This is a genomic window from Parvibaculum sp. (genome assembly GCF_019635935.1).
Classification (GTDB): Bacteria; Pseudomonadota; Alphaproteobacteria; order Parvibaculales; family Parvibaculaceae; genus Parvibaculum.
The window spans coordinates 2,896,573-2,920,033 of the sequence record NZ_JAHBYN010000001.1; the positions used below are offsets into that span (position 1 = coordinate 2,896,573).

At 66.1% G+C, this 23,461-nt stretch carries 24 protein-coding genes; 12 read left to right on the top strand and 12 right to left on the bottom strand.

All coding sequences use genetic code 11. The features are described from left to right. The first annotated feature begins 105 nt into the window (after positions 1-105). On the top strand, positions 106-1,443 hold the full coding sequence (locus KF719_RS14255; RefSeq protein ID WP_293509400.1) for a dihydroorotase: 1,338 nt from the start codon (positions 106-108) through the stop codon (positions 1,441-1,443). 14 nt (positions 1,444-1,457) lie between these two features. Here KF719_RS14255 and KF719_RS14260 read toward each other — a convergent pair whose 3' ends face one another. Further along, positions 1,458-1,730, bottom strand: coding sequence for an usg protein (locus tag KF719_RS14260; protein ID WP_293509402.1), 273 nt, complete (start codon positions 1,728-1,730; stop codon positions 1,458-1,460). 247 nt (positions 1,731-1,977) lie between these two features. Here KF719_RS14260 and KF719_RS14265 point away from each other — a divergent pair, with 247 nt between their 5' ends. From KF719_RS14265 to KF719_RS14280, 4 genes are read left to right on the top strand one after another with little or no spacing between them, the layout of a single operon-like run. Then, on the top strand, positions 1,978-2,970 hold the full coding sequence (locus KF719_RS14265) for an MDR family oxidoreductase (protein ID WP_293509403.1): 993 nt from the start codon (positions 1,978-1,980) through the stop codon (positions 2,968-2,970). A gap of 22 nt (positions 2,971-2,992) precedes the next feature. Beyond that, positions 2,993-4,834: an AMP-binding protein gene (locus tag KF719_RS14270; RefSeq protein ID WP_293509404.1), complete on the top strand. Its 1,842-nt coding sequence runs from the start codon at positions 2,993-2,995 to the stop codon at positions 4,832-4,834. A gap of 21 nt (positions 4,835-4,855) precedes the next feature. Continuing rightward, positions 4,856-5,509 (top strand): LysE family transporter, encoded by a 654-nt coding sequence (locus KF719_RS14275; protein ID WP_293509405.1) that lies wholly within the window; start codon positions 4,856-4,858, stop codon positions 5,507-5,509. Positions 5,510-5,547: 38 nt separating this feature from the next. Then, positions 5,548-7,092, top strand: a complete 1,545-nt coding sequence (locus KF719_RS14280; RefSeq protein ID WP_293509406.1) for an acetolactate synthase large subunit — start codon at positions 5,548-5,550, stop codon at positions 7,090-7,092. 70 nt (positions 7,093-7,162) lie between these two features. Here the strand turns inward: KF719_RS14280 and KF719_RS14285 are convergent, their stop codons facing one another. The 3 genes from KF719_RS14285 to KF719_RS14295 all read right to left on the bottom strand — a co-directional run bounded on the left by KF719_RS14285 (position 7,163) and on the right by KF719_RS14295 (position 9,152). Then, positions 7,163-7,459, bottom strand: a complete 297-nt coding sequence (locus KF719_RS14285; protein ID WP_293509408.1) for a hypothetical protein — start codon at positions 7,457-7,459, stop codon at positions 7,163-7,165. Between the two features lie 222 nt (positions 7,460-7,681). Further along, positions 7,682-8,023: a TIGR02301 family protein gene (locus KF719_RS14290; protein WP_293509410.1), complete on the bottom strand. Its 342-nt coding sequence runs from the start codon at positions 8,021-8,023 to the stop codon at positions 7,682-7,684. A gap of 163 nt (positions 8,024-8,186) precedes the next feature. Continuing rightward, entirely contained in the window at positions 8,187-9,152 is a 966-nt protein-coding gene (locus KF719_RS14295) for a nitronate monooxygenase family protein (RefSeq protein WP_293509412.1), read from the bottom strand. 174 nt (positions 9,153-9,326) lie between these two features. Here KF719_RS14295 and KF719_RS14300 point away from each other — a divergent pair, with 174 nt between their 5' ends. After that, positions 9,327-10,472 carry a PQQ-dependent sugar dehydrogenase gene (locus tag KF719_RS14300; RefSeq protein WP_293509414.1) on the top strand — a complete coding sequence of 382 codons (1,146 nt, stop codon included), beginning with the start codon at positions 9,327-9,329 and terminating at the stop codon, positions 10,470-10,472. A 6-nt stretch (positions 10,473-10,478) separates the two neighbouring features. Here KF719_RS14300 and KF719_RS14305 read toward each other — a convergent pair whose 3' ends face one another. Beyond that, the gene (locus KF719_RS14305) at positions 10,479-11,300 is read right to left on the bottom strand and encodes a dienelactone hydrolase family protein (RefSeq protein WP_293509416.1); all 822 of its coding nucleotides are present in this window, start codon (positions 11,298-11,300) and stop codon (positions 10,479-10,481) included. A gap of 89 nt (positions 11,301-11,389) precedes the next feature. On the opposite strand from KF719_RS14305, the gene KF719_RS14310 reads away from it, so the two are divergent. Next, a complete protein-coding gene (locus tag KF719_RS14310) occupies positions 11,390-11,881 on the top strand; it encodes a helix-turn-helix domain-containing protein (RefSeq protein WP_293509418.1) in 492 nt (163 codons plus the stop codon). On the opposite strand, the gene KF719_RS14315 is transcribed toward KF719_RS14310, so the two are convergent. From KF719_RS14315 to KF719_RS14335, 5 genes are all read right to left on the bottom strand, one after another. Beyond that, positions 11,878-13,035 (bottom strand): L-lactate dehydrogenase, encoded by a 1,158-nt coding sequence (locus tag KF719_RS14315; protein ID WP_293509420.1) that lies wholly within the window; start codon positions 13,033-13,035, stop codon positions 11,878-11,880. The genes KF719_RS14310 and KF719_RS14315 overlap by 4 nt on opposite strands. Before the next feature lie 14 nt (positions 13,036-13,049). After that, positions 13,050-13,520: a MarR family transcriptional regulator gene (locus tag KF719_RS14320; protein ID WP_293509422.1), complete on the bottom strand. Its 471-nt coding sequence runs from the start codon at positions 13,518-13,520 to the stop codon at positions 13,050-13,052. A 6-nt stretch (positions 13,521-13,526) separates the two neighbouring features. Beyond that, positions 13,527-14,309: an SDR family oxidoreductase gene (locus tag KF719_RS14325; protein ID WP_293509424.1), complete on the bottom strand. Its 783-nt coding sequence runs from the start codon at positions 14,307-14,309 to the stop codon at positions 13,527-13,529. A 64-nt stretch (positions 14,310-14,373) separates the two neighbouring features. Continuing rightward, positions 14,374-14,703, bottom strand: a complete 330-nt coding sequence (locus KF719_RS14330) for a hypothetical protein (RefSeq protein WP_293509426.1) — start codon at positions 14,701-14,703, stop codon at positions 14,374-14,376. Positions 14,704-14,779: 76 nt separating this feature from the next. Beyond that, a complete protein-coding gene (locus KF719_RS14335; RefSeq protein WP_293509428.1) occupies positions 14,780-15,262 on the bottom strand; it encodes a Fur family transcriptional regulator in 483 nt (160 codons plus the stop codon). A gap of 72 nt (positions 15,263-15,334) precedes the next feature. Here KF719_RS14335 and KF719_RS14340 point away from each other — a divergent pair, with 72 nt between their 5' ends. After that, positions 15,335-16,072: an SOS response-associated peptidase gene (locus KF719_RS14340; RefSeq protein ID WP_293509430.1), complete on the top strand. Its 738-nt coding sequence runs from the start codon at positions 15,335-15,337 to the stop codon at positions 16,070-16,072. Between the two features lie 34 nt (positions 16,073-16,106). On the opposite strand, the gene KF719_RS14345 is transcribed toward KF719_RS14340, so the two are convergent. Continuing rightward, a complete protein-coding gene (locus KF719_RS14345) occupies positions 16,107-16,538 on the bottom strand; it encodes a GNAT family acetyltransferase (RefSeq protein ID WP_293509432.1) in 432 nt (143 codons plus the stop codon). Between the two features lie 120 nt (positions 16,539-16,658). On the opposite strand from KF719_RS14345, the gene KF719_RS14350 reads away from it, so the two are divergent. The 4 genes from KF719_RS14350 (at position 16,659) to KF719_RS14365 (ending at position 22,461) form a co-directional block, all read left to right on the top strand. Further along, positions 16,659-17,999: a hemolysin family protein gene (locus KF719_RS14350; RefSeq protein WP_293509434.1), complete on the top strand. Its 1,341-nt coding sequence runs from the start codon at positions 16,659-16,661 to the stop codon at positions 17,997-17,999. Between the two features lie 6 nt (positions 18,000-18,005). Next, positions 18,006-19,376 carry a serine hydrolase domain-containing protein gene (locus KF719_RS14355; protein WP_293509436.1) on the top strand — a complete coding sequence of 457 codons (1,371 nt, stop codon included), beginning with the start codon at positions 18,006-18,008 and terminating at the stop codon, positions 19,374-19,376. 81 nt (positions 19,377-19,457) lie between these two features. Further along, entirely contained in the window at positions 19,458-20,870 is a 1,413-nt protein-coding gene (locus KF719_RS14360) for an FAD-binding oxidoreductase (protein WP_293509437.1), read from the top strand. Between the two features lie 709 nt (positions 20,871-21,579). Beyond that, positions 21,580-22,461, top strand: coding sequence for a VOC family protein (locus KF719_RS14365; RefSeq protein WP_293509438.1), 882 nt, complete (start codon positions 21,580-21,582; stop codon positions 22,459-22,461). On the opposite strand, the gene KF719_RS14370 is transcribed toward KF719_RS14365, so the two are convergent. Beyond that, positions 22,458-23,429: an L-threonylcarbamoyladenylate synthase gene (locus KF719_RS14370; RefSeq protein WP_293510665.1), complete on the bottom strand. Its 972-nt coding sequence runs from the start codon at positions 23,427-23,429 to the stop codon at positions 22,458-22,460. The genes KF719_RS14365 and KF719_RS14370 overlap by 4 nt on opposite strands. Between the last annotated feature and the right edge of the window lie 32 nt (positions 23,430-23,461).

Below are 23,461 nucleotides of genomic sequence, written 5' to 3' on the forward strand. Positions count from 1 at the left end.
CAAGCGCCCGGCTTGGCTTCCGTCACCCCGCCACTTATAACCCGCAGGAGACGCGAACGACCGCGCGTGGCGGCAATGCCGCTCCACGCCTGAGAGGAGCCCGCTGTGAGCCAGACCTACGATCTCGTTTTCCGTGGCGGCACCGTCGTCAATCAGGATGGAACGGGCAAGGCTGACCTGGCGGTCAAGGACGGCCGCATCGCCGCCATCGGCGACCTCTCCCGCGCCGCCGCAGCCGAAACCGTCGATGTAACCGGCCTCCACCTGTTGCCGGGCGTCGTCGACAGCCAGGTGCATCTGCGCGAACCCGGCAACGAGCACAAGGAAGACCTGGAGTCGGGCGGCCGCGCCGCCGCGCTGGGCGGCGTCACCGCCGTCTTCGAAATGCCGAACACCAAACCGCCGACGACGACGCCGGAAGCGCTGGCCGACAAGGTCGCCCGCGCCCGCCACCGCATGTATTGCGACTTTGCGTTTTACGGCGGCGCGACGACGGAGAATGTCGACATCCTCGCCGACATCGAGCGCGAGCCCGGCTGCTGTGGCATCAAGATTTTCATGGGCTCCTCCACCGGCAACCTGCTGGTCGACAAGGACGAGGATGTGTTGCGCGTGCTGAAGGCGATCCGCCGCCGCGCCGCCATTCATTCGGAGGATGAAGCCCGCCTGCGCGAGCGCCGCGAGCTGGCGCTGCTCGGCCATGTCGACACGCATCACGTCTGGCGCGATGCCGAGGCCGCCATTCTTTGCACCACGCGTCTGCTGCGGCTGGCGCGCGAGGCCGGCAAGCGCATCCATGTGCTGCATGTCTCGACCGCCGACGAAATCCCGATCCTGGCCGCGGCCAAGGACATCGCCACCGTCGAGGTGACGCCGCAGCATCTGACGCTGGCCGCCCCCGAATGCTACGAGGCGCTCGGCACGCTGGCGCAGATGAACCCGCCGATCCGCGGCCACGAACATCGCGACGGATTATGGGCCGGCATCGCGTCCGGCGTCGTCGATGTGCTGGGTTCCGACCACGCCCCGCACACGATCGAGGAAAAGGAACAGACCTATCCGAAATCGCCTGCCGGCATGCCCGGCGTGCAGACGCTGGTGCCCGTCATGCTGAACCACGTCAACGAAGGCCGCCTGACGCTGCAACGCTTTGTCGATCTGACATCGGCGGGCCCGCAGCGCATTTTCGGCATGTCCCGCAAGGGCCGCCTCGCCGTCGGCTACGACGCCGACATAACGGTGGTCGACATGGCCGCCACCCGCGTGATCGAGGACAAATGGATCGCCTCGAAATGCGGCTGGACGCCCTATAACGGCATGAAGGTCAAGGGCTGGCCCATCGGCACGGTCGTGCGCGGCCGCCGCGTCATGTGGGACGATGAGTTGCAGGGCGCTGCCACCGGCGAGCCGATCCTCTTTGTCGAGAATCTGCCGCGTCACTGACGCGGCCCGGCGCCTCAGTGCAGCGTCGCCACGAAATCCGCCCGAATAAATTCGCTCGGGTGGATCACCCGCCTTGTTCCGACCGTGACCGAATGGATCGGCCCGTCGAGCTCGCGGTTCCAGAAATCGAGGAACTTTCCGAGCACCGGATATTTCGGCGCCATGTCCAGATCCTGCCAGATATAGCTCTGCAGCAGCTTCGGATGGTCGGGCATCCGGTAGAGAATTTCGGCTGTCACCAGCCTGTAGCCATCGAGCAACTTCTTGAATTCGGAAACCTGCCTCACGCGACACCTCCGGGCAACAACGCGAACACATGCGAATCCTGAGCAATAATTCTCGCACTGTCGATATTGACAAATTCGCTACAAGGCGATTCGGTCAATAAAATCATAGGCTTGGCACTCACCGGCCGCGGCGAGTGCCAGCCCGCCGCCCCCCGCTTGACCCGGCCCGCGATTTGGGTTCGTTTGTCGCCGCAAGAGGCTGGAATCCGTCAAACCGGCCCACCGTTTCAGGGAAGGACTCCACCAGATGACCGACAAGTTCCGCGCCCTCCGCGTGCAGAAGACCGATCAGGGCCCGAAACCCGAATTCGTGACCCTCACCGAAGCCGATCTGATGGAAGGCGACGTCACGGTTGCGGTCGATTATTCGACGGTCAACTACAAGGACGGCCTGGCGCTGACCGGCAAGGCGCCGATCGTGCGTTCCTGGCCACTGATCCCCGGCATCGATTTCTCCGGCAAGGTCGAGAAGTCGGACCACAAGGACTTCAAGCCCGGCGACCGCGTGGTCCTCAACGGCTTCGGCGTCGGCGAAGGCCACAATGGCGGCTATGCGCAGAAGGCGCGCGTCAAGGGCGACTGGCTGGTGAAGCTTCCCGATGCGATCTCCAACGAACAGGCCATGGCCATCGGCACCGCCGGCTACACCGCGATGCTTTGCGTCCTCGCGCTCGAAAAAAACGGCGTCACGCCCGACAAGGGTGACGTGCTGGTGACCGGCGCGGCGGGCGGCGTCGGCTCGGTCGCCGTCGCGCTCCTGTCGAAACTCGGCTACCGCGTCATTGCCTCCACCGGTCGCGCTTCGGAAGCCGATTACCTGAAAGATCTCGGCGCCGCCGAAATCATCGATCGCAACGAGCTTTCCGCGCCCGGCAAGCCCATCGGCAAGGAACGCTGGGCGGGCGCCGTCGATGCGGTCGGCAGCCACACCTTGGCCAATGCGCTGGCGATGACCAAATATGGCGGCGCCGTCGCCGCCTGCGGTCTGGCGCAGGGCATGGACCTGCCGGCCTCCGTCGCGCCCTTCATCCTGCGCGGCGTCACGCTTTGCGGCATCGACAGCGTCATGGCGCCGAAGGCGATCCGCATCGAGGCTTACAAGCGCCTTGCGACCGATCTCGACATGAAAAAGCTCGAGGCGATGAGCTTCCGCGCGAAACTCGACGATGTGCCGCGTCTTGCCGAGGAAATCATCGCCGGCAAGGTGCGCGGCCGCGCCATCATCGACGTCAACGCCTGAGCGGAGCGCGAAACCCTTGGACATGAACCTGCCGCCCTTCCGCGATCCCGGCTATGTCGAACCGAAAGTCGAGGTCGAGCGCCGCCCCGACGGCTCGATTGTGCTGCGCAATCCGCATCCGCTGCGCGCCGTCCCCGCCAACCTCATCCAGCCGATCCGCAAATGGGCGGCTGAGGCGCCGGGCCGCGTCTGGCTCGGCAAGCGCCGCGCCGCGAAAGAAGGCTTGGGCAGTTGGGAACTGCTGACCTACGCGGATGCCAACCGCAAGGTCAGCGCTATCGCGCAGGCGCTGCTCGACCGCGGCTTCAATCAGCAGACGCCGGTGATGATCCTGTCCGGCAATTCGATCGAACACGCGCTGATGACCTATGGTGCGATCCTGGCGGGTGTGCCCGTCGCGCCGGTCTCGCCGTCCTACAGCACCATGAGTTCCGATTTCGAGAAGCTGCGCTACGTCGTCGATCTCATCGAACCGAAACTGATCTTCATGCAGGAAAGCGCGCCCTTCGCGCGCGGCCTCGCGGCGCTCGACCTCGATGGCGTCGAACTCGTCACCGTCGATGCCTCGCGCGGCACCTCCTTCTCCGATCTCACCGACACCGCACCGGGCGAAGCGGTTGAGGAAAGCTATGCGCGGCTCGCGCCCGGCATGGTTGCCAAATATCTCTTCACCTCCGGCTCCACCGGCATGCCGAAGGCCGTCATCACGACGCAGGAGATGATGTGCGTCAATTCCGTGATGCCGAAAAGCGTCACGCTCGAAGAGGAAAACGAGGAGCCGCCGGTGCTGCTCAACTGGCTGCCCTGGAACCATTGCTTCGGCGGCAACGCGATCCTCAACAACCTGCTGGTCGCCGGCGGCACGCTTTACATCGATGGCGGCCGTCCCGTTCCCGGCGGCTTCGCCGAAACGGTGGCGAACCTGCGCGAGATCGCGCCCACCGCCTATTCCAACGTGCCCGCCGCCTACACCATGCTGGCCGACGAACTGGAACGCGACGACGAACTGGCGAAGAACTTCTTTTCGCGTCTCCGCACGCTCGCCTATGGCGGCGCGGCGCTGAGCCAGGATCTTTACGAGCGCATCCAGCGCGTTGCCATCCGCGCGGTCGGCGAACGCATCGCCTTCTCGTCGGGCTACGGCGCCACCGAAACCGCGCCCACCATCACCAACGTCCATTGGCCGACCGAACGCATGGGGCTGCTCGGCCTGCCGCTGCCCGGCATCGAACTGAAGCTGGCGCCCGTCGGCCTGAAAATGGAAGTGCGCGTGCGCGGCGCCTGCATCACCAAGGGCTACTACAAGAATCCGGAAAAAACCCGCGACGCCTATGACGAGGAAGGCTTCTACCGCCTCGGCGACGGCGCGCGCTTCGTCAACCCGGACAATCCGCTCGAAGGCCTCGTCTTCGACGGCCGCGTGGCGGAGGATTTCAAGCTTTCGACCGGCACCTGGGTCAGCGCCGGCAAGCTGCGCGTCGACGCGGTCGCCGCCTCGAACGGCGTGCTGGCCGATGCGCTGATTGCCGGTCTCGACCGCGAATATATCGGCCTGCTCGGCTTCCCCAACATTCCGGCCTGCCGCAACATCGCCGGCGACCAGAGCCTGGCGGCGGAAGACATCGTCCATCATCCGGCGGTGCTCGAACGGCTGGCCGAAGGCATGCGCGCCCACAACAAGGGCAATCCGGGTTCGAGCACGCGCGTCGCCCGCGCGCTGCTGATGGTCGAGCCCGCCAGCGTCGATGCCGGCGAACTCACCGACAAGGGCTACATCAACCAGTCGGTGGCGCTCGGCCGCCGCGCCGCGCTTGTCGAGAAGCTCTATGCCGATCCGCCCGGCAACGATGTCGTCGTTGTCTGAGCGAGGAAGACGGAACACGGAATGATCGATCTCGGTTTGGCGGTAAATGGCGTGGCAATCGGCATGGCCGTCGCGGCGCCCATCGGCCCCGTCAATCTGATCGTCATTCGCCGCACGCTGCGCTATGGCGCGCTCAACGGTTTCCTGTCGGGCGGCGGCGCTGCGGCGGGCGATGCGCTCTTTGCCGTCGTCGCCGCTTTCGGCATCACCCAGGCGATCGACTTTGTCATTCGCATCGAAACCCTGCTGCAGGTTGTCGGCGGCCTCTTTCTGCTCGGCCTCGGTCTGCGCACCTGGTTCTCGAAGCCGCACACCCGTCAAGAACCCGCCGAAAACATCTCGGCCGCCATGGCCGCCGCCACGGCGCGCGTTTTCGCCATCACTTTCGTGCTCACGATCACCAATCCGGCCACCATGCTGGGCTTCATCGCCATTTTCGGCGGTGTTGCGGGCCTCGCTTCCGCCGGCGACGACTACGCCCATGCGGCCACCGTCGTCGTTGCGGTCGCCGCCGGCTCGCTCCTCTGGTGGGCCAGCGTCTCGAGCTTTGTCAGCCTCTTCCGCGCCCGCATGGACGACCGTCTGCTCGGCCTCGTCAATCGCGTCTCGGGCGGGTTGATCGTCGCCTTCGGCATCGTCGTTCTTGGCCGTGTCGCGGCGATGCAATTGTTCTAGAATAAATGACAACGAATAAAAGAGAGGGAGAGCGGCAAATGAACGGTGCGGAAAGCCTGGTGCGGACGCTGGTGGATTCCGGCGTCGAGGTCTGTTTCTCCAACCCCGGCACCTCGGAGATGCATTTCGTCGCCGCGCTCGACAAGGTCGAGGGCATGCGCGCGATCCTCGGTCTCTTCGAAGGCGCCGTCACCGGCATGGCCGACGGCTATGGCCGCATGGCCGAAAAGCCGGCCGCGACGCTCCTGCATCTCGGGCCGGGCCTCGCCAACGGTCTGGCAAACTTGCACAATGCGCGCCGCGCCTCCACGCCCATCGTCAACATCGTCGGCGACCACGCGACCTATCACGCGCAATACGACGCGCCGCTCGCCTCCGACATTTTCGGTTTCGCGCGCCCCGTGTCGGGCTGGGTCCACGCCTCGACCAGCCCCAAAACCGTGGCTGCCGACGGCGCCCGCGCCGTTCATGCCGCGATGCAGCCACCCGGCCAGATCGCGACCCTGATCCTCCCCGCCGACACCGCCTGGCTCGATGCCGAACACCCGGCGCCGAAACTGCCGCCGACGCAGCCTGCTGCCGTCTCCGCTTCCGCCGTCGATGCGGCGGCGAAAGCCCTGAAGAACGGCAAGAAGACGGCGATCCTCATTCGAGGGCAAGCGCTGAAGGAGCGCGGCCTCAATGCCGCCGGCCGCATCGCCGCGAAGTCCGGCGCGCGCATCATGTGCGACACCTTCACGCCCCGCCTGCAGCGCGGCGCCGGCCGTGTTGCAGTCGAACGTATCCCCTATTTTGCCGAGCAGATGGTTGAGACGTTGGCAAACGTTGAGCAATTGATTCTCGTCGGTTCGAAGCCTCCCGTCTCCTTCTTCGCCTATCCCGGCAAGCCGAGCTGGTGCACGCCGGACAGCGCCGACATTCTTTATCTGGCGCATCCGCACGAAGACGGCGTCGCCGCGCTCGAGGCGGTGGCCGACGCCGTCGCCGCGCCGAAGGAACCCGCGCATGTCGCGGCGCTGGCAAAGCCCGACCTGCCGAAAGGCAATCTCGATCAGTTCACGGCCGGCGCCATCGTCGCGCATTACCTGCCCGACAACGCGGTCATCTCCGACGAGGCGGCGACGTCGGGCATCGGTTCGGCGATCGCCACCGCCACCGCCGCCCCCCACGATCATCTGTCGCTGACCGGCGGCGCCATCGGTCAGGGCCTGCCGCTCGCCACCGGCGCGGCGGTTGCCTGTCCGGACCGAAAAGTTGTGTGTCTGCATGGCGACGGCGGCGCGATGTACACGCTGCAGGCGCTGTGGACCCAGGCGCGCGAGAAACTCGACGTAACCAACGTGATCTTCGCCAACCGTTCCTACGCGATCCTCAACATCGAGCTGATGCGCGTCGGCGCCGAAAATCCCGGCCCCAAGGCGCTCTCGATGCTCGACCTGCACAACCCGGAGCTGAACTGGGTGCAGTTGGGGCAGGGCATGGGCGTCGAATCCGTCCGCGTCGAAACGGCGGAAGAGTTCGCCGACGCCTTCGCCTCGGCGATGAAAGCAAAAGGCCCGCGCCTGATCGAAGTGATGCTGTAGGGCGGCATCGCGCCGGCAATAAAAAAGGCGGGCTTTCGGGCCCGCCTTTTCGTATCGCTATTGCGATAATTCAGTTCATCGTCCGGTTGAGCGTGAACTCGCCCTGCCGCACGCGGTCGGCGAGCCCCTTCGCCATGTCGGCCACGGGCTCCTCGCCATAGGCTTCCACCATGTCGGAAAGCGCGGCGAAAATCGCCGTCGTCGCCAGAATGTCGGCGTCGACGCCTTCGCCCAGCGCCTCGTCCCACGCATCCAGAATGTTCTGGAGCGCGACCCGGCGCTGTTCGGATTCGGAAAGCGGCGAGGCGTCGTGTCCATCCTCGTCGAGGGCGCGGAAAGTCGCGTCGCCCGGAAAATCTTCGGCCATCTGTTCCTCGATCCGGTGGTCTGCCCGGCACGGTTTCGTCGCCCGCAACCGGCAACACGCGGTTGGAATACACGCATCTTTGTAACACACCCGCGCCGAATGTCTCGCCATTCGTGAAGTGGAGGTTAATGTCGGCCGTAATGGAGGGAACTTTGTCTCGTTACGAGGCAGCGCGGCCACGCATCTACATCGCCGGGTGTATCGTCTTTCGGGTGGTGTTGCTTAACGGCCGAAGCCCTTGACGGCGAGTTCCGCGGCGATGCGCTGTCCTTCCTCGAACAGCTTGTCCGATTGCGCCGCCGCGCTGCGCGAACAACTCGAATAGCGAGTGCGTGTGCCGTGAAAGGCCTCGTTGAAGCGCGCGATCAGTTCCTGCCGGTCCTTGTCGGTCGGCCCGACGGCGCCCAGCATTTCAATCATCTTGTTGCGCCAGAGCTGTCCCTCGCGCGTGCCGCAAACGGTGCGCAGATGGTGAACGGCGCCCAGCACTTCGGCGAGGCGAAACATTTCGGCCGGCATCGTCTGCGCGGCGGCGGGCGCGGGCGGCAGGGCGAGCAGCAGCATTGTCAGCGCCGCAAGGGCGCCGCGCCTCCATCTACCCCGTCCATCTGTCCCGAATCCGGACATGCAACGTCCCGTTCCGCGCCGGAATTGGCGCTTGCCCCGCCTTTCGGGCGGGTCCGCCGGGTTCGCTGCAGGAATTGCGCCCGAGAAATCAGCCGTTCACTCAGGCGTATTTCTTCAGCCGCTCCAGCACCGCCTCGGCTTCGGCCATCGTCTTTTCGACGATTTCGGCGGCGCTCAGCACCTCGTGAATGCCGCCGGCGCCCTGGCCCATCGCAAAGCAGGAGCGGTCGCGGTCGAGCCCTTCGATCTGCCCGCCGATGCCGCCCATCACATTCGCCTTGGTCGAGATGATTGCCTGTTGCGGGAAGGGCTGGATGTCGGCGGGGCGGCTTTCCCAGTCCTGCACATAGGGGTTGTTGAACACGCGCATCGTCTTGCCGGAATAGCAGCGCGTGACGATCGTGTCGGTGTCCTTCGCTTCCACGATCACCTGCCGGTACATCTCGCCCGCATGGCTTTCCTTGGCCGCGATGAAGCGCGTACCCATCCACACGCCTTGCGCGCCGAAGGCGAGCGCCGCCGCAAGCCCGCGCCCGTCGACGATGGAGCCCGCCGCGATCACCGGAATGCTTTTCACCGCGTCGACGATCTGCGGGATCAGCGCCATGCCGGCAACCTTGCCCGTGTGCCCGCCGCCTTCGGTCCCTTGCGCGATCACGCCGTCGAGCCCGGCCTTCTCGCCGGCCACCGCATGTTTCACCGTGCCGCAGACATTCATCACCTTCATGCCGGCGCCATGCAGCTTTTCGAGAATGTTGGTCGGCACGCCGAGACCGGAAATGAAAGCGGTCGCGCCTTCCTCGATCATGATGTCGGCGGTGCGCTCCAGCGATTCCGGCACCGCGGCCAGCAGGTCGACGCCGAACGGCTTGTCGGTCAGGTCCTTGACCTTCTTCATCTCGGCGCGGATTTCCTCCGGCTGCCGCCCCGCCATCCCCAGCGTGCCGAAGCCGCCGGCATTCGAAACGGCGGCCACGAGTTCGGCGTAGGACACGCCGCCCATACCGGCCAGCATGATCGGATATTTGATGCCCAGAAGGTCGCAAAGCGGCGTGCGGATGGTCATTGGGGGTCTCTCCCTGCATGCGGAAACGCCGGCATTTCGCCGGTTCCGCCATTTTAGTTCGGTTTCCTAACTAAACCGTCTGGCGGCCCCCCTGTCAAGCGCCGCCGCCCGCCTTACTTTGGTCGCGTAGGCGGGTAAATCTCTCCCGAAATCCGCCCCGGAAAAAGGTGACGCATGATCTTCCGCCCCGCTTTCGCCCTCACTCTTGCCGCCACGCTCGCCGCGCCCGCTTTCGCGCTCGACAAGACTTACGCGACCGAAGAAACGGAAATCCGCGTCGAGACGCTCGCCGCCGGCCTCAACCGTCCCTGGGGTCTCGCCTTCCTGCCCGACGGCAATTTCCTCGTCACCGAGCGGCCGGGCTTTCTGCGCATCGTGACGCCCGAAGGCCGGGTGTCCGACGCGATCTACGGCGTGCCGGAAGTCGTGGCGCAAGGGCAGGGCGGACTTCTCGATGTCGCGCTCGATCCGGACTTCGCGGAAAACCGTTTGATCTATCTGAGCTACGCCGAGAAGGGCGAAGGCCGGTTGAACGGCACCGCGGTGGTGCGCGGCCATCTCACCGAAAGCATGTCGCCGCAACTGCAGGACGTCGAAGTCGTCTTCCGCCAGCGGCCGAAGGTAGACAGCAACCTGCATTTCGGATCGCGCCTCGTCTTCGACCGCGAAGGCCATCTCTTCATCGCGCTGGGCGAACGCTCGAAGGCGAACCTTCGCACTCAGGCGCAGGATCTCGACTCGCATCTCGGCAAGGTGGTGCGCATTTTCCCCGACGGTTCGGTGCCGGAAGACAATCCCTTCGTCGGCCGCGACGATGCGCTCCCCGAAATCTGGTCCTACGGCCACCGCAACCAGCAGGGCGCGGCGCTCCATCCCGAAACCGGCAACCTCTGGACCAACGAGCACGGGCCGCGCGGCGGCGACGAATTGAACATCCCCGAAGCCGGCAAGAACTACGGCTGGCCGGTCGTCTCCCACGGCCTCAATTACAATTTCACGCCCGTCGGCAGCGGCAAGAAGTCGGCGCCCGGCATGGAAGACCCGGTCCATCACTGGACGCCGTCGATCGGCGTCTCCGGCATGACGTTTTATACCGGCGACGCGATCCCCGAATGGAAAGGCAATCTATTCGTTGGCGGCCTCGCGCTCCCCGGCCTCTACCGCCTGACGTTCGACGGCGACAAGGTCGCGGGCGAGGAAGTTCTGCTCGCCGATCTCGGCAAACGCATCCGCGACGTGCGCCAGGGCCCCGACGGCGCCCTCTACCTCCTCACCGACGCCCCCAACGGCGAACTGATCCGCATCGTGAAGGCGGAGTAGGGGGGCTCACGTCACGGCAAGCCGCTGCTTGAAGAACGCCAGTATCTCGTCGCGCGCCGCCATCGTCGGTTCTCCCGCCTCGTCGATCAGGTGTTGCGTCACCACGCTGTGCGGATAGTTGACATGCCGGGCGAAGAAGGGCGCGACATCCGTGTTCGCTGCCGTGTCCGGCAGCACACGTCCGATGAAGCGGTCGCCGAGCGCCTCCGCATAAGCCGCAAACCGCTCCGCCCGGCAGATCTTGTCGCCGGCAAAGCGATAGGCGAGCACCGTCAGGTCGTCGCGTTCGAGCCGCGCCCGGACCGCCGCGATTTCCTCGGGCGCGATTTCAAGCCCCGCCGGTTGGTCGAGCGGCAGCGACGGCTGCGACAGCACCGGCGCCAGCACCGCAGGCTCGAGCATCATCGTCAGCGCGAAATTCCCCGTGAAGCACATGCCGATCGCGCCGGTGCCGGGCCCCCCGCATTCGTCATGCGCCATCCGCGCCAGCGCCATCAGCCATTGCGTCACCGGGCTCGATCCGCCGCCGCCCAGCGCGCGGAACTCGGCGCTGATGCAGGCGCGCTGGAACACCGCCGCGCCTTCCTCCGCCATCGGCACGGCGCCGTCCCGGCCGAACAGCGACGGCATGTAGATCGTAAAGCCCGCATCGCGCACCCAGCGCGCAAACCGCGCCACATGCGGGCTGATGCCGGGCATCTCGGTCATCACGATCACCGCCGGGCCGGCGCCCGCCACATGCACGGTCCTGGTCGCGCCGTTGAGCGTCACCGCGCGCGGCGTGAAATCCTCAAGCGCATCGTCCTGTTTGAGATCGCGCACCGTCATTCGCCCTCCCGCTGCATCCATTTTATGGACTGTGATCCGGGCATCCTGACAGGCTGGATACGGATATACAACTCAGATAGGCTGCGGCCATGAAGGAAAAGCCCCCCATCCGCCGCTCACCGGTCGCCGCCGCCGACTGCAACCTGTCGCGCAGCTTCGAGCTGATCGGCGACCGCTGGACGCTGCTGATCCTGCGTTCGGCGCTCCACGGCGTCCGCCGCTTCGACGATTTCCAGGCCGATCTCGACATCCCGCGCACGGTGCTGAGCAACCGGCTCGCCGGTCTTGTCGAAAGCGGCATCGTCAAGCGCCGCAACTACCGCGAGGCGGGCCAGCGCACCCGCGTCGAATATCCATTGACCGAAATGGGACAGGCGCTGGCGCTCCCTTTCATGGCGATGACGCAATGGGGCGACAAATATCTCGGCGGCAAAAAGCTGCCGCTGACGCTGCGCGCGAAATCGACCGGCGAAAAAATCGCGGTCGCTTATGTCGATGGAAAGGGCAGGCGCCGAAAAGCGTCCGATGTCGAAGCGGTTGTCGATCCGGCCTTCCGTCAGCCGGATATCCGCAACGATTAGCCGGCAATCGTTTCGCGTCCGATCTCCGAAACCTTGGTGTGTCCGGTCAGCGCCATGGCGACATTCATTTCGCTGCGCATCGTGCCGAGCATCGCTTTCACGCCCGCCTCGCCGCGCGCCGCCAGCGCAAAGGCCCAGGCGCGGCCCAGCAGGCAGGCGTCGGCCCCCTGCGCCACCGCCTTCACGATGTCGAGCCCGCTGCGGATGCCGCCATCGAGCAGCACCGTCGTGGCGTCGCCCACCGCCTCGCGGATCGCCGGCAGCGCGTCGAGCGTCGCCGGCGTCCCGTCGAGCTGCCGCCCGCCATGATTGGAAACGACGATCCCTTCCGGCGCCACTTCCGCCATCGCCATGCGTGCATCCTCGGCGTCCATCACCCCCTTGATGACGATTTTCCCCGGCCAGTTGGCCCGCACCCATTCGAGGTCTTTCCAGGTCATCGCCGGATCGAGATTCTGCGCGACCCACATCCCGAATTCGCCGAAGCCGCGCGCATCCGGCACCGCCTCGCGCAAGTTTCCGAAGTCGAGCGGTTTGCCGCCCAGCGCCACATCGCGGAGCCAATGCACCCGCCGCGCGAAATCGGCGGCGACCTTCAACCGCTTGCCGAGCGACATGGCGACGTTCATGCCGTTGCGCGTGTCGCGGTAGCGCGCCCCCAGCACAGCCAGATCGACCGTGAACACCAGCACCGGACAGCCCGCCTCATGCGCGCGTTGCATCAGCGCGCGCGCATAGCCGCGATCCTTGATGACATAAAGCTGGAACCAGAAAGGCGCGCTCGTCGCCTTGGCCACTTCCTCGATCGAACAGATGCCGACCGTCGAGAGCGTGAACGGCACGCCGAAACTTTCGGCCGCCTTCGCCGCCTGCACCTCGCCGCGCCTTGCATACATACCCGCAAAACCGACCGGCGCCAGCGCCGCCGGAATTTTCCAGCGTTCGCCGAAAATCGCGGTGCCCGTGTCGATGGCGGAAACGTCGCGCAGCACGCGCTGCCGGAGTTTCAGCCGCCCGAACGCCGCCACATTGTCGCCGAGCGTCGCCTCCGCATAGGAGCCGCCGTCGATATAGTCGAACAACTGCGTCGGCAGCCGTTTGCGCGCCAGCTCCCGATAGTCCGACACCGAAACCGGATTGAGATCGAGGCTCATTGGTTCTCCTCCCTCTACTCCTCCACCTCCAGCGGCCCCGCGCCTTCGCGTTTGCTGTCGATGATATAGGCAAGCTCGGTAAACGCCTCGAGCATTCGCTCCGCGTCCCCTTCCTCCACCAGCGACGGCAGGTAGCGCGCCAGCGCCTCCTCGAATTCGCGGTGTTTCGTGAGGCCTTTCTTCGTCAGCGTCAGCCGGATCGAGCGCCCGTCATCCTTGTCGGGCGCGCGTTCGATCAATCCGCGCTTTTCCATGTCGGCGATCAGGCCCGAAGCGGTCGGTTTGCGGATCGCGGCTTCCACCGCCAACTCGCCGGCCCGCTTCGGCCCGCGCTTCAGGAACAGCAGGAAGCGGTATTGCGGGATGGTGATGTCCATTTCCCGCGCGATCTGTTCGAACTGCCGGAACAGCACCACCACCGTGCGCGCCATCAGGATCAGCCGCCGGTCGATCTCTTCCGTGGTGCCGTTCCGCTTGTCCGTCATCTGTCCTCAGAAAATCGCGTAGCCGCCATCGACCACAAATGTATCGCCCGAATGATAGGACGAAGCATCCGAGGTCAGATAGACCGCGACGCCGCCGAAATCCTCCGGCTCGCCCCAGCGCCGCGCCGGCACGCGCGGGATCACCTTTTCGGCAAAGGCCGGCGCGGCCTGCGCCTGCGCCGTCATGTCGGTGGCGATCCAGCCCGGCAGGATGGCGTTGGCCCGCATGCCATAGCGCGCATGTTCGACCGCGACGCTCTTGATCATCGAAATGACGCCGCCCTTGGTCGCCGCATAGGCCTCGTTGCGCGCCGCGCCCTCGATCGCCGCAAGGCTTGCAATCCCCACCAGCGAGCCGCCGGCATCGCCCGCCTTGGCGCGATCGACCATGTGCCGCGCCGCCTCGCGCAGCGTGAAGAACACGCCGTCGAGATTGACCGCCAGCGTCTTGCGATAGGTTTCGGTCGTCATGCCGATAAAGGAAGGCGCGCCGAAGCCGACGCCGGCATTGGCGAACACCGCGTCGATGCGTCCGAGATCCTTCACCGTCGCGCCGATGCCGTCGACGACCTGCTTCTCGTCGGACACGTCCACCTTCCGCGCATAGACCTTCACGCCATGCGCGCGAAGCTGTTCGGCGGCGCGCTTGTTCTTGTCCTCGTTGGTGCCCCAGATCGCGACGTCGGCGCCCGATTGCGCGATGGCGTCGGCCATGCCGAGGCCGATGCCGCCATTGCCGCCGGTGATGAGTGCGACCTTGCCCGAGAGGTCGAAGGGTTTGTAGGCCATGAGATTTCTCCCTGTTCTGGTTTCTGTTTTTCGATGCGGATGGCAGTCGGAGAGGCGGCGCCGGTCAATTACCCGTTCGGGGCTTCGGCGCTTCCACTTCGGGCGCGCGCGGCAGCTCGCTGAGCTCGGCGCAGACGAAATAGGGTTTGAAGTCGAGCGCCTCGGGGTCCGGCGGCACCTGGCAGGAAAAAACCGACGCCTCCTTTTGCAGGATCAGCGCCGTGCCCAGATTGCCGCGGATGCGGTAGCCCTCGCCCAGGAGGTCGGTCAGCGACTTGTCGGTCGCGACGAAGGGGCCCGAGCGCGTACCGGGCTCGAACTTGGCCGATTGCGCGGGCGCGGGCCCGGCCGCCAGCAGCGTCAGGACGAGAATCTGGATTGTCTGGCGGATCATGGGCGCGCGAACTCCGGGGAGGGGATGCGAAACGAGCGGCGATCTTATCCGAAGGCGGCCAAGCTTCAACGACGGCCTATTTTCCGCAGCGCGCGCATAGCCCCGAAATCTCGACCACCTTGCGCTCGGGCCGGAAATGCGCCCGGGCCGCCGCCGCTTCGAGCGCCGTTTCGAGCCGCGGATCGACGATTTCCTCGGTCGCGCCGCATTTCCGGCAGATCAGGAACTGGCCCGAATGCGGGGCGCCGGCCTCGATGCAGCCAAGATAGGCGTTCAGCGATTCGATCTTGTGGATGAGGCCCTCCGCCATCAGGAAGTCGAGCGCCCGGTAGACGGTCGGCGGCCGTGCCGATTTGTGGCTGCGCGCCAGCTCGTCCAGCACCTCATAGGCGCCCATCGGCTTGTGGCTGCGCCAGACGATCTGCAACACCTTCTCGCGCAGCGGTGTCAGTTGCACGCCCCGCGCGGTGCACAGCGCCCGCGCCGTCGCCAGTGCATCGTCGATGCAGGCCCGGTGGTTGTGCGATGTATGGGCGTGGACCGCCGCGCGCGCCGCCATGTCGTCTCCTCTGTCGGACGGATGTTACAACGTAACAGCCCGGCCTGTCGCCTTCCATGCTATCCTCGTCCCATGTGCGGACGCTACATGATCACCTCGGCGCCGGAGGCGATGCGGCAGCTTTTCGACTGGTTCGAGAAGCCCAATTTCCCGCCCCGCCACAACATCGCGCCGACCCAGCCGGTGCCCATCGTTATTCTCGACGGCGGCAAGCGCCGCTTCATGCTGGTCCGCTGGGGTCTCGTGCCGTCCTGGGCGAAGGAAATGCCGCAATCGCTGCTGATCAACGCGCGGGCCGAAACCATCGCCGAAAAGCCGAGCTTCCGCGGTTCCTTCCGCCACCGCCGCGCGTTGATGCCCGCCGACGGTTTCTACGAATGGAAGGCAGAAGGCAAAGGCCCCAAGCAGCCCTATGTGATCCGCCGTGTCGACCGCGCGCCTTTCGCCATGGCCGCCCTCTGGGACAACTGGATGCCCGCCGACGGCAGCGAAATCGACTCCTGCGCCGTCGTCACCTGCGAAGCCAACGAAACGCTCAGCCCCGTCCATCACCGCATGCCGGTGATCCTCGACCAGAAGGACTGGGAGAAGTGGCTCGACCCGGCCACCCCGCCGAAAGAACTGCAAGCCCTCATGCGCCCCGCGCCGGCCGACCTCCTCGACGCCCAGCCCGTCAGCACACGGATCAACCGCGTGGCGAACGACGACCCAGGCCTCCTCGACCCCGTCGTCAAAACCGCCGAACCGCCCCCCGAAAAGCCCCGCGCGAAAAAGCCCGCAAAGGACACGCGCCAGATGGGATTGTTTTGAAGTCCCGTGCGGCTCCGCGTGCCAAAACCTTCCCTCACGTCAGCCGCTTCGACATCACGACAACCTCGTCCTGCGCATAGCCGAGCCCGGCATAAAACCCCAACGCCCCTTCGTTGCCCCGCCGCACCATCAGGTTGAGCTTCCACACGCCCCGTTCGGCGAGCCAGCGCTCCGCCGCCGCCATGACCGCGCGCCCGAGGCCCTGCCCCCGCATCGCCGGATCGGCCGCGACGTAGTAGACCGCCCCCCGGTGCCCGTCATGGCCGACCATCGCCGACGCCACGATGCGCCCCTCCCGTTCGATCGCCAGCACCGTCGAGGCCGGCCCCGCCAGCGCGAAGGCAAAGTCCTGCGCCGGGTCGTTCCAGGGCCGCGTCAGCCCGCAAGCCGCCCACAGCGCCGCCAGCGCCGGCCCGTCGCCCGCCCGCGCCGTCCGCACCCCCGATTCGTTATCCCCATGAGGCATGTGCCTTCTCCCGCCCGGTTGAGAAAGCCGCCGATCCTGCCCCCTTCCGCCCGCCCGCGCTACCCCGTCGCGCTCGCGCCCGCTCTCGCCTATACTCGCCTTCCAGCCCCCGGGGACATCATGCTTTCGAACATCGTCATCCTGCTCGTCATGATCCTCGTGAACGGGTTTTTTTCGATGTCCGAGATGGCGCTCGTTTCGGCGCGGCGCCAGCGCCTGCAGGCGCTTCTGGGCGCGCGCAAGCAGGCGGGCGCCGCCACAGCCCCGGTCGAATCGGCGCTGAAGCTCCAGGCCGAGCCCGGCCGCTTCCTCTCCTCGGTGCAGATCGGCATCACGCTGGTCGGCGTCTTCACCGGCGCTTTCGGCGGCGCGGTGCTGGCCGGGCCGATTTCGAGCGTCATGGTCGACTGGCCCTGGATCGGCCCCTGGGCCGAGCCCGTCGCCTTCGGCTTCGTCGTCATCGTGCTGACCTATCTGACGCTGATCCTCGGCGAGCTGGTCCCCAAGCGCATCGCGCTTTCGAACCCCGAAGGCATCGCCGCCGCCGTCGCCCGGCCGATGCGCGGCTTCGCGCGCCTGCTCGCGCCGGCCGTCACCTTCCTTTCGCATTCGACCGACTGGGTGTTGAAGCTCTACGGCATTGCCGGCCGCGAGGCGCCGCAAGTCACCGAAGACGAGATCAAGCATCTGATCGAGGAGGGCGCCGCCGCCGGCGCCATCGAAAGCGTCGAGCGCGACATCGTCAACCGCGTCTTCCGTCTGGGCGACACCCGCGTCAGCGAGGTCATGACGCCGCGCGTCCAGCTTGTCTGGCTCGATACGACCGAGCCCGTCGAGCACAATCTCGCGCTGATCCGCCAGCACCACAACATGCGCTATCCCGTCCGCCAGGGCGCCAACGGGCCTTTCGTCGGCATGGTCCGGCTGGAAGAGCTTTTCCTCCATCCGAAGTCGAACGACGAATTGCTCTCGCGCATGTCGCCGCCGCTCTACATCCCGCGCACCGCAAGCGTGCTGAAGGCGCTGAGCATTCTCCAGTCCGAAAACATGTTCATGGCCTTCGTCATCGACGAATATGCCGATGTCGTCGGCACCATCACCATGTCGGAAATCTTCTTCGCGATGATCGGCGACATTTCCGACCACGCGGCAAACGTCAACGCGGCCGTCGCCATCCGCGACGACGGCTCCTACATCATCGACGGCGTCGTCTCGGTGGATGAAGTGCGCCGCCTGCTGAAACTCGCCAAGCTCCCCGGCGACGAAAGCGGCGAGGTCAACACGCTGGCCGGCGTGATGTTCAACTGGTTCGGCCGCCTGCCGCGTGAAGGCGACTATTTCGGCTGGAACGGTTACCGCTTCGAAGTCGTCGACATGGACGGCCCCCGCATCGACAAGGTGCTGATCGTGCCCGCGCAAAACCTGCCTATCGGCAGCGCGCTGGCCAGAAGCGCCGATTGAAGCGCCATGCCTCTTTCCCCCGCGCGCCTGCAAGACTTGCTCGACACGTTGACGCGCCAATGCGGCGTGCCGGGCGCGTCGCTGGCGGTGTGGGCGGGCGACACGCTGGCGGAAGCCGCCACCGGCGTCTGCAATCTCGAAACGCAGGTGCCGGTCACGCCCCAAACGCTCTTCCAGATAGGCTCCATCACCAAGCTCTACACATCCACGCTCTGCCTGCAGCTTGTCGAGGAAGGCAAGCTCGCGCTCGACGTGCCCGTGCGCGCCACGCTGCCGGATTTCCGCGTGAAAGACGAAGCGGTCGCCGCCGAAGTCACCTTGCGCGACCTGCTCGCGCATCGAAGCGGCATCGAGGGCGATTATTTCAAGGATGCCGGGCGCGGCGAGGACCGCGTCGAAAAATTCGTCGGCCTGATGGCGGCGCTCGGACAGGTGCATGGCCGCGGCGAAATGTTTTCCTATTGCAACACCGGCTTTGTCGCCGCCGGCCGCATGATCGAGGTCGCCGACGGCCGCATCTGGGACAAGGCGGTCCGCGCGCGCATCGCCAAACCGCTCGCCACGCCCGCCTTCTCGACCCTGCCCGAACAGGCCATGCGCTATCGGACGGCGATCGGTCATCTCGGCCAGCCCGGCAAGCTCTTCGTGACGCCGATCGTCTATCTGGCGCAGTCGAACGCCCCGGTCGGCTCGACGCCGATGGCGATGGCGCGCGACGTCGTCGCCTTCGCGCGGATGCTGATGGCCGGCGGCGCCGCGGCGGACGGCACGCGGCTCTTGTCGCCCGAAAGCGTCGCCGCGATGCAAACGGCCAACATCGTCTGCCCGCGCCGCATGAACATCGACGCCATCGGCCTCGCCGCCTTCATGTGGGACTGGGACGGCGACGGCAAATACGAGGTCTTCGGCCATGACGGCTCGACCATCGGTCAGGCGGCGTGGTTGCGCTATCACCCGGCGAGCCGCACCGCCTTCTGCCTCCTCACCAATGGCGGCAACGGCAAGGCGATGGCCGACAGCCTGATCCGCGAAGTCTTCACCGAAGCAGCCGGCATCGCGCCGCCCGAATTGCCGCCGGTCGATGAAGCCTTCATCGCCGATCCCGCGCGCTACGAAGGCCGCTACGCCAACACGATGGAAACGATCGAGGTGACGGTGGAAGAGGGCCGCCTCGTCGCGACGAGCCACCCGGCGCCCGACTATGCGGTGATCGCCGGCGGCGCCAAGCGCGTGCCGCTCCAGGCCGTCGACGCCGAACTCTTCCTCGGCACCGCCCCGGGCATGACGCTGCCCCAGACATATCACTTCCTCGGCAGCGACACCGCCGACCGCGCCCGCTGGCTCCACCAAGGCGCCCGCGCCCACAAGCGGGTGTGAGGGTGCGCATGAGCGTCGACTAACATATAAGTGTCATCCCGGCTTTCGCCGGGGTGACATCGTGTTTGTTGTGATATTCAAATGAAACCCACGCCCGAAACACTCGCCCGCATGCAAGCCGTCGTCGGCGCGAAGGGCGTTGTCGAGGGCCACGACGTCGCGCCCTATCTCGCCGAGCGCCGCGAACTATATGTCGGCCGCGCGGCGGCGGTGCTCAGGCCCGCCTCGACGCAGGAAGTTTCGGCGCTACTGAAAATCGCCCACGAGACAGGAACGGCCATCGTTCCCCAGGGCGGCAACACCGGCCTTGTCGGCGGCCAGATCCCGCATGAGGCGGGCAACGAGGTCGTGCTGTCGCTGGAGCGCATGAACCGCATCCGCGCCCTCGACGCCGAAAACAACACACTCGCACTCGATGCCGGCGTCACGCTTGCCGCCGCGCAGGCCGCGGCCGGGGAAGCCGGCCGCCTCTTCCCGCTGAGCCTCGCCTCGGAAGGCACATGCCAGATCGGCGGCAATCTGTCGACCAATGCCGGCGGCACGGCGGTCCTGCGCTACGGCAATGCGCGCGACCTCGTGCTCGGCCTCGAAGTGGTGCTGGCGAACGGCGACATCTGGGACGGCATGCGCGGTCTGCGCAAGGACAACACCGGCTACGACCTGAAGCAGCTCTTCCTCGGCTCCGAAGGCACGCTCGGCATCATTACCGGCGCGGTGCTGAAACTTTTTCCGCGCCCGCAATCCATCGCCACCGCCTTCGCCGCCGTGCCCGATCCCGCATCGGCGGTGAAGCTTCTGCGCGTCGCCGACAATGTCTCGGGTGGCATGGTGACCGCCTTCGAGCTGGTGCCGCGCATCGGCCTCGAATTCGTGACGCGGCACATCGAAGGCGCGGCCGATCCGCTGCCCGATCCCGCGCCCTGGTACGTGCTGATCGAAATGAGCGCCGGCAGCGCCACCGCCGGCCTCGACGCGACGCTCGAGGCGGTGCTCGCCGAAGGGCTCGAACAGGGATTGCTGACCGACGCGGCGCTGGCGCGTTCCGAAAAACAGCGCGCCGATTTCTGGCGTCTGCGCGAAACGCTCTCCGACGTGCAGCGCCTCGAAGGCGGCAGCATCAAGCACGACGTCTCGGTGCCGGTCTCGCGCATGGGCGACTTCATCGCCGCCGCGACGCGCGCCGTCGAAGCCGCGATGCCGGGCATCCGCACCGTCGCCTTCGGTCACATCGGCGACGGCAATGTCCATTTCAACCTGAGCCAGCCCATCGGTGCGGACAAAGCCGCCTTCCTCGCCCGCTGGAACGACATGAACGCGCTGGTGCACGGGATCGTGAGGCAGATGGGCGGCTCCATCAGCGCCGAACACGGCGTCGGCCGCTTGAAGCGCGACGAAATCGCCGCCACCAAATCGCCCGTCGAAATCGAATTGATGCGTATGCTGAAAAAGACCCTCGACCCCAAAGGCATCCTCAATCCGGGGAAGGTAGTGTGAGGGCGGGGGCGACGGCGGCTGTGTAGGTGCGCACGGGCGTCGACATAAATAGAAGTGTCACCCCGGCGAAAACCCAAAAACAGGTGTCGCTCCAGCGAAATCCCAAAAGCAGGTGTCACCCCGGCGAAAGCCGGGGCCCATTGGTTCCCTCAGCAAGTGCGGGCGGTGCTCGGCGTCTGCGCCATCGTACAATTACAAAAGCTGCGGCAAGAGGCGCTGCGAGTGGACCCCGGCTTTCGCCGGGGTGACACTCTTGTTTTTGTTTTTAATTTTGTGCCAAACACGCTCCGGTGCGACCTGCGCAAGGAACGAAGGCGGAAGCGCCATAAAACCTCTTCCGCGCCGCCGCGTGATTCCCTTTTCGGCATCCCCCCAAATCCGGGGATAAATTATTTTCACCTTTCACGCCTCCCTCTCCCCATGGGGGAGAGGGAAGGGGCCCGCCGAAGCGCCGCTGGCGCGCAGGTGGGAAGGGTGAGGGGGAGGCCGCGCGACGGGCAGAATCGGGGATAACTCCCTCACTCCTCCGTACACGAACGAAAAGTCCGCCGGGGATAACCCCGTTTGTGACAGTTTTTTGACAGAACGATGACAGTCGCTACGGCGATATGCGGGATAAGTGCAAATCCCGCTGCGTTTTTACGGTGCTGGCGGCGACATTCGACAGGCTCTAGAGTGCGCGGCGGTCAGCACCGGAGAACTGTCACAAATGAGCCCGCATACAAGCGAAGTCACTGCCGTCGATCACCTCATCGTCGCGGTCCGCGATCTGGCGGAAGCCGAGAAAACCTACACGGCAATCTTCGGCCGCGCGCCCTCATGGCGCGGTACCCATCCCGGCATGGGCTCGGCTAATGTCTTGTACCGCCTCGCAAATACCTATGTGGAGCTGCTCGCCCCCGTCGCCGAGGGGCCGACGGCGGACGCCCTCAACGCCCATCTCGACAAGGCGGGCGAGGGCATTTTCGGGCTGGCGTTGGGTCTCGCCGATGCGGACGCGGCCCATGCCGCCTTCGCCGCGCGCGGGCTGGCCGGCACCCAGCCGATGGATGGTTCGGGTACGGACGATCGGTCGGGCGCGACGCGCCGCTGGCGCACCGTCATGTTCCCGCGCGAGGCGACGAACGGCCTTTTTCTCTTTGCAATTCAACACCTTGGGCCGGACGACGCGCTGCCGCCCGCGCCGCTTTCGGACGGCGTTTCCGAGGCCGAGGCCGTCGCCGCCTGCGACCATGCCGTGGTGCTGACGCCCGATGCGGAGGCGACGAAATCGCTCTTCGGCGGAAAATTCGGCATCCGTCTGGCGCTTGACCACACGAAACCGGAATGGGGCGTCCGCCAGCTTTTCTTCCGCGCCGGCGGGTTGACGCTCGAAATTGTCGAGCCGCTCGACAAGGAAAAAGCGCCAAAAGCCGAACGATTCTGGGGGGTTGCCTGGAAAGTGCCGGACATCGCCGCCGCCGTCGCGCGCCTCGCAAAAGCCGGTCTCGACGTCTCGGAAGTCCGCAAGGGCCGCAAGCCCGGCACCGAAGTCGCCACCATCCGCAAGCCGACCCACGGCGTCCCGACCTTGCTGATTTCCGAACGCTAACCCCTTGGCGCGGCTGCTCTTTTCAGCCGGTCGTTGATCGCCTCGCCAAGCCCCTTATCGGGCACCGGCATCACCGCGATGGTCCGTCCGCGCGCCTCCGCGTCGAGCGCCCTGAGCATCGCAAAGAGGTTGGCCGCCGCTTCGGTCAGGTCGCCGGAAGTCGATAGATTCATTGAGGTTTTCGCATCCGGCGCGTCCGGCCCGAAGGCGAGCAGCACCTCATCCTTGCCCGCTTCCGTCGCGTTCAGCCGGAGCGGCGACCCCGGCGCGTAGTGGCTCTCAAGCTGCCCCGGCGAGGCGCGGCCTTCCTCGCCCGAACCCGCATCGGCCTCCGCCAGCCGCCGCCCCAGCACCTTTTCGATGTCGTCCCGCGCCACCGCCCCCGGCCGCAGAAGTGTCGGAATTCCTTGAGGAAATCCGATCACGGTCGACTCGAGTCCGAGCCGGCAAGGCCCCCCGTCCAGCACCATGGCCAGCGTTTCGGCATCTCCAAGCTCCGCCATCACATGCGCGGCCCGCGTCGGGCTGACCCGTCCCGAGCGGTTGGCGGAAGGCGCGGCAATCGGCCTTTCTGCGGCTTTCAGAAGCGCCTGCGCGATCTCGTGGGCGGGAACGCGAAGCGCCACCGTGTCGAGCCCGGCGCTCACCAGCAGCGACAGCGGCGTGTCCGCGCGCCGCGGCAGCACCAGCGTCAGCCCGCCCGGCCAGAAGGCAGCCGCCAGCTTCCGCGCCTCCTCGGTAAATAGCCCATGTTTTTCAGAAACTTGCGAGGTAGCCACATGCACAATGAGCGGGTTGAAGCGCGGCCGTCCCTTGGCCGCGAAAATGCGCGCCACCGCCTTGTCGTCGCTCGCATCCGCGCCGAGCCCGTAAACCGTCTCGGTCGGGAAGGCGACAAGCCGCCCCGCGCGGATCGCCGCGCCCGCAGCCGCGATATTCGCTGCGTTCGCCTCGACGCAATCGGCCATGAAACTACCTGTCTGAACGGTACCGTTGCGGC

What these genes read in the sequence shown, in the direction of transcription:
- KF719_RS14305 (WP_293509416.1), bottom strand. Translation starts at nt 11,300, where the DNA reads ATGACGGTGCGCGATCTCAAACAGGACGATGCGCTTGAGGATTTCACG.
- KF719_RS14270 (WP_293509404.1), top strand. Translation starts at nt 2,993, where the DNA reads ATGAACCTGCCGCCCTTCCGCGATCCCGGCTATGTCGAACCGAAAGTC.
- KF719_RS14335 (WP_293509428.1), bottom strand. Translation starts at nt 15,262, where the DNA reads ATGGCGGCGCGCGCGGCGGTCCACGCCCATACATCGCACAACCACCGG.
- KF719_RS14325 (WP_293509424.1), bottom strand. Translation starts at nt 14,309, where the DNA reads ATGGCCTACAAACCCTTCGACCTCTCGGGCAAGGTCGCACTCATCACC.
- KF719_RS14340 (WP_293509430.1), top strand. Translation starts at nt 15,335, where the DNA reads ATGTGCGGACGCTACATGATCACCTCGGCGCCGGAGGCGATGCGGCAG.
- KF719_RS14310 (WP_293509418.1), top strand. Translation starts at nt 11,390, where the DNA reads ATGAAGGAAAAGCCCCCCATCCGCCGCTCACCGGTCGCCGCCGCCGAC.
- KF719_RS14355 (WP_293509436.1), top strand. Translation starts at nt 18,006, where the DNA reads ATGCCTCTTTCCCCCGCGCGCCTGCAAGACTTGCTCGACACGTTGACG.
- KF719_RS14265 (WP_293509403.1), top strand. Translation starts at nt 1,978, where the DNA reads ATGACCGACAAGTTCCGCGCCCTCCGCGTGCAGAAGACCGATCAGGGC.
- KF719_RS14275 (WP_293509405.1), top strand. Translation starts at nt 4,856, where the DNA reads ATGATCGATCTCGGTTTGGCGGTAAATGGCGTGGCAATCGGCATGGCC.
- KF719_RS14360 (WP_293509437.1), top strand. Translation starts at nt 19,458, where the DNA reads ATGAAACCCACGCCCGAAACACTCGCCCGCATGCAAGCCGTCGTCGGC.
- KF719_RS14345 (WP_293509432.1), bottom strand. Translation starts at nt 16,538, where the DNA reads ATGCCTCATGGGGATAACGAATCGGGGGTGCGGACGGCGCGGGCGGGC.
- KF719_RS14285 (WP_293509408.1), bottom strand. Translation starts at nt 7,459, where the DNA reads ATGGCCGAAGATTTTCCGGGCGACGCGACTTTCCGCGCCCTCGACGAG.
- KF719_RS14295 (WP_293509412.1), bottom strand. Translation starts at nt 9,152, where the DNA reads ATGACCATCCGCACGCCGCTTTGCGACCTTCTGGGCATCAAATATCCG.
- KF719_RS14350 (WP_293509434.1), top strand. Translation starts at nt 16,659, where the DNA reads ATGCTTTCGAACATCGTCATCCTGCTCGTCATGATCCTCGTGAACGGG.
- KF719_RS14365 (WP_293509438.1), top strand. Translation starts at nt 21,580, where the DNA reads ATGAGCCCGCATACAAGCGAAGTCACTGCCGTCGATCACCTCATCGTC.
- KF719_RS14330 (WP_293509426.1), bottom strand. Translation starts at nt 14,703, where the DNA reads ATGATCCGCCAGACAATCCAGATTCTCGTCCTGACGCTGCTGGCGGCC.
- KF719_RS14370 (WP_293510665.1), bottom strand. Translation starts at nt 23,429, where the DNA reads ATGGCCGATTGCGTCGAGGCGAACGCAGCGAATATCGCGGCTGCGGGC.
- KF719_RS14280 (WP_293509406.1), top strand. Translation starts at nt 5,548, where the DNA reads ATGAACGGTGCGGAAAGCCTGGTGCGGACGCTGGTGGATTCCGGCGTC.
- KF719_RS14290 (WP_293509410.1), bottom strand. Translation starts at nt 8,023, where the DNA reads ATGCTGCTGCTCGCCCTGCCGCCCGCGCCCGCCGCCGCGCAGACGATG.
- KF719_RS14300 (WP_293509414.1), top strand. Translation starts at nt 9,327, where the DNA reads ATGATCTTCCGCCCCGCTTTCGCCCTCACTCTTGCCGCCACGCTCGCC.
- KF719_RS14315 (WP_293509420.1), bottom strand. Translation starts at nt 13,035, where the DNA reads ATGAGCCTCGATCTCAATCCGGTTTCGGTGTCGGACTATCGGGAGCTG.
- KF719_RS14320 (WP_293509422.1), bottom strand. Translation starts at nt 13,520, where the DNA reads ATGACGGACAAGCGGAACGGCACCACGGAAGAGATCGACCGGCGGCTG.